We start from the raw sequence: 7,878 nt of genomic DNA on the forward strand, positions 1-7,878 counted from the left end.
ACATGTTTGGGCTTTTTTATTGGAGAAAGTGCTTATACGCCAGCTTTCCAGCCATTTATGATTGGGTAGCGACGTTCACGGCTAAATGCACGTGAGCTGATACGCGGACCAATTGCACCTTGGCGACGTTTGTATTCATTGAAATCGACCAAACGAATCACTTTTGCAACTACTTCAGCATCAAAGCCTTTGGCAATGATGTCATCTTGGCTCATATCTTCTTCGATATAGGCATACAAAATGGCATCCAGTACATCATATGGCGGTAAAGAGTCTTGGTCTTTTTGATCTGGACGTAACTCTGCTGAAGGTGGGCGAGTAATCACACGCTCAGGAATCACAGGCTTGTCTGAAATGCTATTTCGGTATTTCGCAAGTTCAAACACAATGGTTTTATACACATCTTTCAGTATTGCAAAACCACCCACCATGTCACCATAGAGCGTGCAGTAGCCCACCGCCAACTCTGATTTGTTGCCTGTAGACAGGACTAAATTGCCAAATTTGTTGGATAAACCCATCAGCAGTGTTCCGCGGGCACGTGCTTGTAAGTTTTCTTCAGTTGCATCCGCAGGGCTGTTGCCAAAAAACGGATAAAGCGTTTGCATAAAGCTGTTCACAATCGGGTTGATTTCAGCAATCCCAAAAGTCACCCCCATACTCTTCGCTTGTTCAGCTGCATCTTCTACACTGATTTGAGCGGTATAGGTATATGGCATCATTACGGCTTGGACTTTATCGGCGCCAATCGCATCGGCCGCAATTGCAAGGGTTAGAGCTGAGTCGATCCCGCCTGATAAACCCAAAATTACTCCGGGGAAACCTGAGCGCTGTACATAGTCACGAGTCGCCATCACTAAGCTTTGATAAATCTCTGCCATAGTGTCTAAAGCAGGCGGCAGCGCATTGGCCTTAAAAGCTTGTTGTTCTGCTTCGTATTCCGCGAAATACAGAGACTCTTTAAAGCTTTCTGCTTGAAGTACAACTGAACCATTTTTCGCAATCACGAAGCTTGTACCATCAAAGATCAGGTCGTCTTGACCGCCAACTTGGTTGGCATAAACCAAGTTGAGGTTCATTTGTTTCGCCAGTGCAGACATGGTTTCAACACGGTGCTGCGGCTTACCGACTTCATATGGTGAAGCATTTAAGACCAAAGCCGTTTCTACATTGAGCTGTGCCAGTTGTTGTACTGTTGAAAGTGACCAAACATCTTCACAAATCAACACACCAAACTTATGACCCAGATATTCAAAAACAAGGTGCTGATGCCCTTCGGTGAAGTAACGCTTTTCATCAAACACGCTATAGTTTGGCAAGTTTTGTTTGTTATACACACCCAAAACCTGTCCATCTTTCATGACCGCAGCGGCGTTGTAGCGTTGACCGTCTTCAGTTTGATTGACAAAACCAAAGACCATCACAATGTCTTTTACTGTTTTAAGTTGTTCAAAAACTTGTTGCGTGCGTTTGGTTAGGCTTGGACGTAGAAGTAAATCTTCTGCTGGGTAACCAATGCTCGAAAGTTCTGGAAAAATAATTAAATCAGCATTTTGTTTTTTTGCTTCATTGGCCTGCTCCAACATTTTTTGGGCATTTGCTTCAAGGTTGCCAATGTGCGGAGAGAACTGTGCAAGTGCAATTTTAAAACTTTTCATTTCCAACTAAATCCTATACCTATAGGGATATACACGACGATTGAGTTTGTTATAGCTATAAGTTCTACGTGGTGTAAGTGACGATAAACAAATAGAAGTATTAATCAATAATAAGTGCGAATACTATATACGAAATGCGATTTTTTTTAAGGGATATTCTAAAAAAAATCCGTAAATGTCCTTAAAAAGAACAAATTATTCTAATGTCTTTATGGAGTGTGATTGTGTGGTTTCAACCGCTTTTACAAAAAATACAGCAAAAGTTTGAACTTAAAAATCGGCCCTTGACTGAAGGGGAGAAAAAGCTTGCCAGCAGTATTTTTGGGAACAGTCTGAACATGGATTCGGTTCGAATTATCGCACATCGGGCAGTGCTGCCTCATTATGCGATTAGCCCCAATGGACATGTCTATTTTAATATCAAAGACTGGTGCGAAAACTTTGCCGACCAACCGATTCATCAACAAGCTTGGTTGATTCATGAATTAACGCATGTTTGGCAAATTCAGCAGGGACTCGCTGTAGTCCGTAAGGCACTTTTTAACCGTCAATATCGTTATGCATTAAAACAAGGCAAGCAGTTTTTAAGCTATGGCATTGAACAGCAGGCGCAAATGGTGCAAGACTATTTTCTCAAAAAACACTATGGCGAAGAGTGCTCAGCCTATGAGCAGTGCATTCCTTTTGTGGCACACAAAGCCTCGTTCTGACCCCGATAGATAAATCTGTGGAGTGATTGTTAGACAACAGATTTTAAAGTCATAAATTGCAAATCATTTGAAGAAAAATGCCAGTGGCATGGGGGAAGCGGACTCTTATTTTGAATGCAAAGCACAGGTAAAAATCGTGAGATTGAGCCTGAAAAATGAGCTAAAAATAAGAAGGAATGTCCTATGCGTATTGCTCTTCCATTGAAAGGCAAAGCCAGCCAAATTTTTGCAGGACCCGTATTTGATGCTGAAAAACAGTCTGCGATTATTCCGATTCGGCATATGAAATTTGACTTTGAAGCTGAGAAAATTGATCCCAAATTTTACTTAAATGCGGAGCTAGCCAGTGCTTACTTCGCATCACTCTCGATCTTTCTGACCTATGGTGAAGACTTGGTGATTGATACCGCCCGTTATCACCGTGATTTCCTCACAGATCCTGTATTAAAACAACGTGTGACTTCTTTAATTGGACAGGAGGCACTGCATTCAAAGCTACATGAAGAATTGAACGATACTTTTAAACAGGTTGATTTACCCGTTGGCATTTTTCGCTATTTAGCTGAAATCGTTTTTGACTACGGTTTTAATCGCTTACCGCAGCCGATGAAATTGTCTTTGATGGCAGGCATTGAACATTTTACCGCAGTGCTGTCTGAATACATGATGAACCATGAAGAGATTTTCTTCGATTCTCAAGATGAAAAGCAACGGGCGATTTGGATGTGGCATATGCTAGAGGAATCTGAGCACAAAGACATTGCATATGATGTGTTTCAATCACTTTCCAATAACTATGCCTTACGTATTGCGGGCTTTTTTCCAGCCCTTATCACTATTTTACTGCTGATCTCTGTGGCGTCAGTTTTTGTTCCGTTTTATCGCAAACCGTCTAATTTGGTGAGTCTTAGTTATTGGAAGGATGTGCCGCGGAGTTTCAGCCTCTTGTTTGGGCTGAAACGTGGTGTCTATGGCAGTAGTTGGATGCATATTTTTGACTATTTACGTCCGAGCTTTCATCCGAATGATTATGACACTTCTGCATTTTTAGATTATTACAAAGAGCGTTTACTACATCCTGAAACAGGAGTATTAACCCCCTATTTCACCAAAGAATTTACTCCAGTACTTAAATCATAAAAAGGAGGTTATGACATGGGACTGTTGAGTAAAAAAAATAAACCAAGTGAAAAGGCTTACGCAGTTGTAACGGGTGCAGGCAGTGGAATTGGTCGTAGCTTTGCACTGGAACTGGCAAAACGCGGTGGTGATGTCATCTGTGCAGATATTGACTTAAGCTCGGCACAGGAGACAGTAGATTTAATTCAGTCGATGACATCTACGTCAGCTTATGCGGTGCATTGTGATGTTGGATTAAAAGAATCTGTACATGCTTTGGCGGAGCAAGCGGAACAGCTTTTGGGATATCCTGTTACTTTGCTCATCAATAATGCGGGAGTTGGTCTAGGTGGTAAGTTTGATGAGGTATCGCTGAAGGATTGGCAGTGGTGTATGCACGTCAACCTGTGGGGGGTAATTCATGGTTGCCACTACTTTGTACCTAAATTTAAACAGCAAGGCTTTGGTGCAATCATAAATGTAGCATCGGCTGCGGGCTATACCGCAGCCCCTGAAATGACAGCGTATAACGTGACCAAGTCTAGTGTTTTGGCTCTATCAGAAACCTTAGCTTCAGAGCTTCATGCCTATAACATTGCAGTCAATGTGCTGTGCCCGACCTTGGTGCCCACTAATATTATGAAGAATGGGCGTTTGCCAAGTCGCTATTCTGGACTGGCTGACAAACTGCTGATGAACCATGCGTTTACCACCAGTGATGCTGTGGTCAAAAAAACATTAAATCGCCTAGATGCAGGCAAGCTTTATACCATTCCACAACCTGATGCCAAATTGTTTTGGTGGATGAAACGCGCATCGCCAAGCTTATACGTCAAGCTTTTAGGTTTGGGTTACCCACTGTTTAATCAAATCAAAAAATAAGAATAGAGAAAAATGAATATGGAAACGCAATTAGAGATAGAGCAAGCAGATGTGCAAGAGCCGTCTGATCAAATGCAAGATCAAACTACGACGCCGAAAAGTACGGAGGCTGAACCTAAGCAAACCCGTAAAAAGGCTGTGCTTCGTCCTAAAGCCGTACATACTTACGATACCATTGTTGTAGGTGCTGGGATTTCGGGGATTGCTGCGGCTTATAAAATGAAACAAGTCGGCTATCAGGACTATCTGGTTTTAGAAAAAGCGGATAGGGTCGGCGGTACGTGGCGTGATAATAATTACCCCGGCTGTGGCTGTGATGTACCTTCGGCATTGTATTCATTTTCCTTTGCACCTAGTCATCAATGGAGCCATTTATTTGCGAAACAACCTGAAATTTTAAGTTACTTGGAACAGGTGGTTGAACAGTTTGAATTGCAAGACAAAATCCGCTTTCAGCATGAGTTGCTCAGTGCCAAGTGGAATGATGAGACGAATATTTGGCAACTCGAAACTTCTCAAGGGGCATATCAAGCACGAACCGTGATCTTTAGCACAGGGCCGATTACAGAACCGTCCTTACCTAAAATTAAAGGGATAGAGGGGTTTAAAGGAGAAATGTTCCATTCAGCCCGTTGGAAACATGATTATGACTTAACGGGGAGGCGGGTTGCAGTGATTGGAACAGGTGCATCTGCCATTCAGTTTATTCCACAAATTCAACCGTTGGCGAAAGAGTTGATCGTATTTCAGCGTACTGCGCCGTGGGTTTTGCCCAAAGCGGATATGCAGCTGAATGCTAGTGTAAAGTCGCTGGTGGCCAAATTCCCGATGATTCAGCAAGGCTGGAGGAAGAGTGTTTCCAGTATTTTAAATGGGATCAACTTTGGGCTTCGTCATCCGTCACTGCTTGAGCCAGTCAATATTTTAAGCCGTCAATTATTAAAATTGCAAATACAGGATGACACCTTACGTAAAGCCGTAACGCCTAACTTTTCGATCGGCTGTAAGCGACTTTTATTTGCCAACAACTATTATCCAGCGCTGCAAGAAGACAATGTCACGTTGTTGCCACAAGGTTTGGTCGAGATTGATGGGCAGAGTGTCATTGCGGCAAATGGGGAGCGATTTGAGGTCGATGTCATTATCTGGGGAACTGGTTTTGAAGTGGCACATCCTCCAATTGGCCAGCGTGTATGGAATGCTCAAGGTGAGCGATTGGCTGACCTTTGGAAGGAAAGTTCTCCAGAAGCGTACTTGGGTACAAGTTTGGAAAATGTGCCGAATGCCTTTTTGGTATTGGGCCCAAATATCTTGGTTTATGACTCTTTTATTGGCATTGCTGAAGCTCAAATTCAGTACATTGTAGATGGTCTACTAAAAATGAAGAAGCAAGGCTTTAAACGTATGGTGGTGAAACGAGATGTTCTGCGTTATCACAATGCCAAGGTACAAACTCATTTAAAAACCACCGTATTTAACCGAGGTGGCTGTTCAAGCTATTATTTAGATCAAAATGGGCGTAACTTCGCGGCTTGGCCGTGGTCATTGGCCGAGTTAAAGCAACGTTTATCTACGCTTGAGCTAAAACACTACGATGTTGTTGAAGCTTAAATTAGTCACATTAAGTATTAAAAAAGCCTGAGTCTGTTCAGGCCTTTTAATACTTTAAGTGTATCATTCATGAATTGCAGGTTTAGAGTTCAACATATAAAAAAACCACCCATACGGGTGGTTTTTTGTCTATCAACGCAGACCGAATTAACGGTTGATGTCGCGTTGAACTTCGCCAGTGTAAAGCTGACGAGGACGACCGATCTTGTATGGACCGCTGTGCATTTCTAACCAGTGGCTGATCCAACCAACAGTACGTGCAAGCGCGAAGATTACTGTAAACATTTCTGTCGGGATACCAATCGCTTTAAGGATGATACCTGAGTAGAAGTCTACGTTCGGGTATAAGTTACGTTTGATGAAGTATTCATCAGAAAGCGCGATACGTTCAAGTTCCATAGCAAGAGCAAGCTGTGGATCGTTGATGCCAAGCGCACCAAGAACTTCGTCGCAAGTTTCTTTCATTACTTTCGCACGTGGATCGAAGTTTTTGTACACACGGTGACCGAAGCCCATGAGTTTAACTTCTTTAGTTTTCACTTTTTCCATGAAGTCAGCAACGTTCTCTACAGTGCCGATTTCATCAAGCATCTTAAGAACAGCTTCATTCGCGCCGCCGTGAGCAGGGCCCCAAAGTGCAGAGATACCCGCAGCGATACATGCATATGGGTTTGCGCCAGTAGAACCAGCTAAACGTACTGTAGACGTAGAAGCATTTTGTTCGTGGTCTGCGTGAAGCGTGAAGATACGGTCCATTGCTTTAGCAAGGATCGGATCTACTTTGTAATCACGGTCTGCTGGCGTAGCAAACATCATGTATAAGAAGTTTTCAGCGTAGCTTAAGTCATTACGTGGGTAAACGAATGGTTGACCTACAGTGTACTTGTAGCTCCACGCAGCCAAAGTAGGTACTTTAGCAATTAAGCGGATCGCTGTAATTTCACGGTGATCAACATTTTCGATGTCTAAGTTGTTGTGATAGAAGGCAGAAAGCGCACCAACTACACCAACCATGATCGCCATAGGGTGAGCATCGCGACGGAAACCATTGAAGAAGCGGCTAACTTGATCGTGAACCATAGTGTGGTTACGAACTTTAGCATCAAATACTTCTTTTTGTTCAGCTGTTGGAAGCTCGCCATTGAGAAGTAAGTAGCAAGTTTCTAAGTAGTCAGCTTTCGTTGCTAACTGGTCGATTGGGTAGCCACGGTGTAAAAGCACACCTTTGTTACCGTCGATGAAAGTGATTTTAGACTCGCATGCAGCAGTAGCCATAAAACCAGGATCAAAAGTGAAGTGACCTGCGGCCAATACATCCTTAACGTCGATTACATCTGGGCCCAATGTGCCGCTGTAAATTGGTAATTCAATTTCTTTGCCATCAAGCTGTAAAACGGCTTTTTTGCCAGTTGCTTCAGACATTCAATAGATCTCCTGTCCTGGTGAATGATTTATCTGACTCGAAATACTCATCTTTTAATGCACGAATCAGACGGATTAAAAATTTGCTCTAAGAGTAGAGAGTGCTGAAATTTTGTCAATTATACTTATGGATAAAATGATGACTTCCGAAGTTATAGTTAAGATTTAATCCATTAAAATTTGCATAAAATCACAGCACCGACACACTATAATAAGTTAATTCAACGAGCAAGTGCATAAATAAAAAATGTTGCTGGCGCAATTGTAAGCAGTTTTATATTGAAAAAAGCGCTTGAAAAGAAACAGAATTCAAGTCGTCATATATTTACATTTATTATGATTCTCGTAACTTACGCATCATTTTAAAAAGAAAATGCTGCTTTCGTAGTCATTGTTAAAAACAATAAGTGACTCAAAAAAAATGATTTAATTGTATAAAAAATAGCTTATTTGGTATTTCGAAAACGGTATATAAG

The 7,878-nt window shown here is 42.1% G+C and carries 6 protein-coding genes; 4 read left to right on the forward strand and 2 right to left on the reverse strand.

Annotation, left to right across the window (positions count from 1 at the left end):
• Positions 1-32 precede the first annotated feature (32 nt).
• Entirely contained in the window at positions 33-1,658 is a 1,626-nt protein-coding gene (locus tag MF4640_RS07525; RefSeq protein WP_078389148.1) for an NAD+ synthase, read from the reverse strand.
• Between the two features lie 203 nt (positions 1,659-1,861).
• On the opposite strand from MF4640_RS07525, the gene MF4640_RS07530 reads away from it, so the two are divergent.
• The 4 genes from MF4640_RS07530 to MF4640_RS07545 all read left to right on the forward strand — a co-directional run bounded on the left by MF4640_RS07530 (position 1,862) and on the right by MF4640_RS07545 (position 5,980).
• Entirely contained in the window at positions 1,862-2,368 is a 507-nt protein-coding gene (locus tag MF4640_RS07530; RefSeq protein WP_078389149.1) for a type IV secretion protein Rhs, read from the forward strand.
• A gap of 183 nt (positions 2,369-2,551) precedes the next feature.
• Entirely contained in the window at positions 2,552-3,508 is a 957-nt protein-coding gene (locus tag MF4640_RS07535; RefSeq protein WP_078389150.1) for a metal-dependent hydrolase, read from the forward strand.
• A 15-nt stretch (positions 3,509-3,523) separates the two neighbouring features.
• A complete protein-coding gene (locus tag MF4640_RS07540) occupies positions 3,524-4,369 on the forward strand; it encodes an SDR family NAD(P)-dependent oxidoreductase (RefSeq protein ID WP_078389151.1) in 846 nt (281 codons plus the stop codon).
• Between the two features lie 18 nt (positions 4,370-4,387).
• Positions 4,388-5,980, forward strand: coding sequence for a flavin-containing monooxygenase (locus tag MF4640_RS07545; RefSeq protein WP_078389152.1), 1,593 nt, complete (start codon positions 4,388-4,390; stop codon positions 5,978-5,980).
• 147 nt (positions 5,981-6,127) lie between these two features.
• Here MF4640_RS07545 and gltA read toward each other — a convergent pair whose 3' ends face one another.
• Complete coding sequence (gltA, locus tag MF4640_RS07550) at positions 6,128-7,402, reverse strand: citrate synthase (RefSeq protein ID WP_004695551.1); 1,275 nt, start codon at positions 7,400-7,402, stop codon at positions 6,128-6,130.
• Positions 7,403-7,878: the final 476 nt, after the last annotated feature.

It is taken from the genome of Acinetobacter sp. MF4640, assembly GCF_002018895.1.
GTDB classification, from domain to species: Bacteria; Pseudomonadota; Gammaproteobacteria; order Pseudomonadales; family Moraxellaceae; genus Acinetobacter; species Acinetobacter johnsonii.

Bases quoted from the DNA above. Each gene is read 5' to 3' on its own strand.
- MF4640_RS07530 (WP_078389149.1), top strand. From the start codon at position 1,862: ATGTCTTTATGGAGTGTGATTGTGTGGTTTCAACCGCTTTTACAAAAA.
- gltA (WP_004695551.1), bottom strand. From the start codon at position 7,402: ATGTCTGAAGCAACTGGCAAAAAAGCCGTTTTACAGCTTGATGGCAAA.
- MF4640_RS07540 (WP_078389151.1), top strand. From the start codon at position 3,524: ATGGGACTGTTGAGTAAAAAAAATAAACCAAGTGAAAAGGCTTACGCA.
- MF4640_RS07535 (WP_078389150.1), top strand. From the start codon at position 2,552: ATGCGTATTGCTCTTCCATTGAAAGGCAAAGCCAGCCAAATTTTTGCA.
- MF4640_RS07525 (WP_078389148.1), bottom strand. From the start codon at position 1,658: ATGAAAAGTTTTAAAATTGCACTTGCACAGTTCTCTCCGCACATTGGC.
- MF4640_RS07545 (WP_078389152.1), top strand. From the start codon at position 4,388: ATGGAAACGCAATTAGAGATAGAGCAAGCAGATGTGCAAGAGCCGTCT.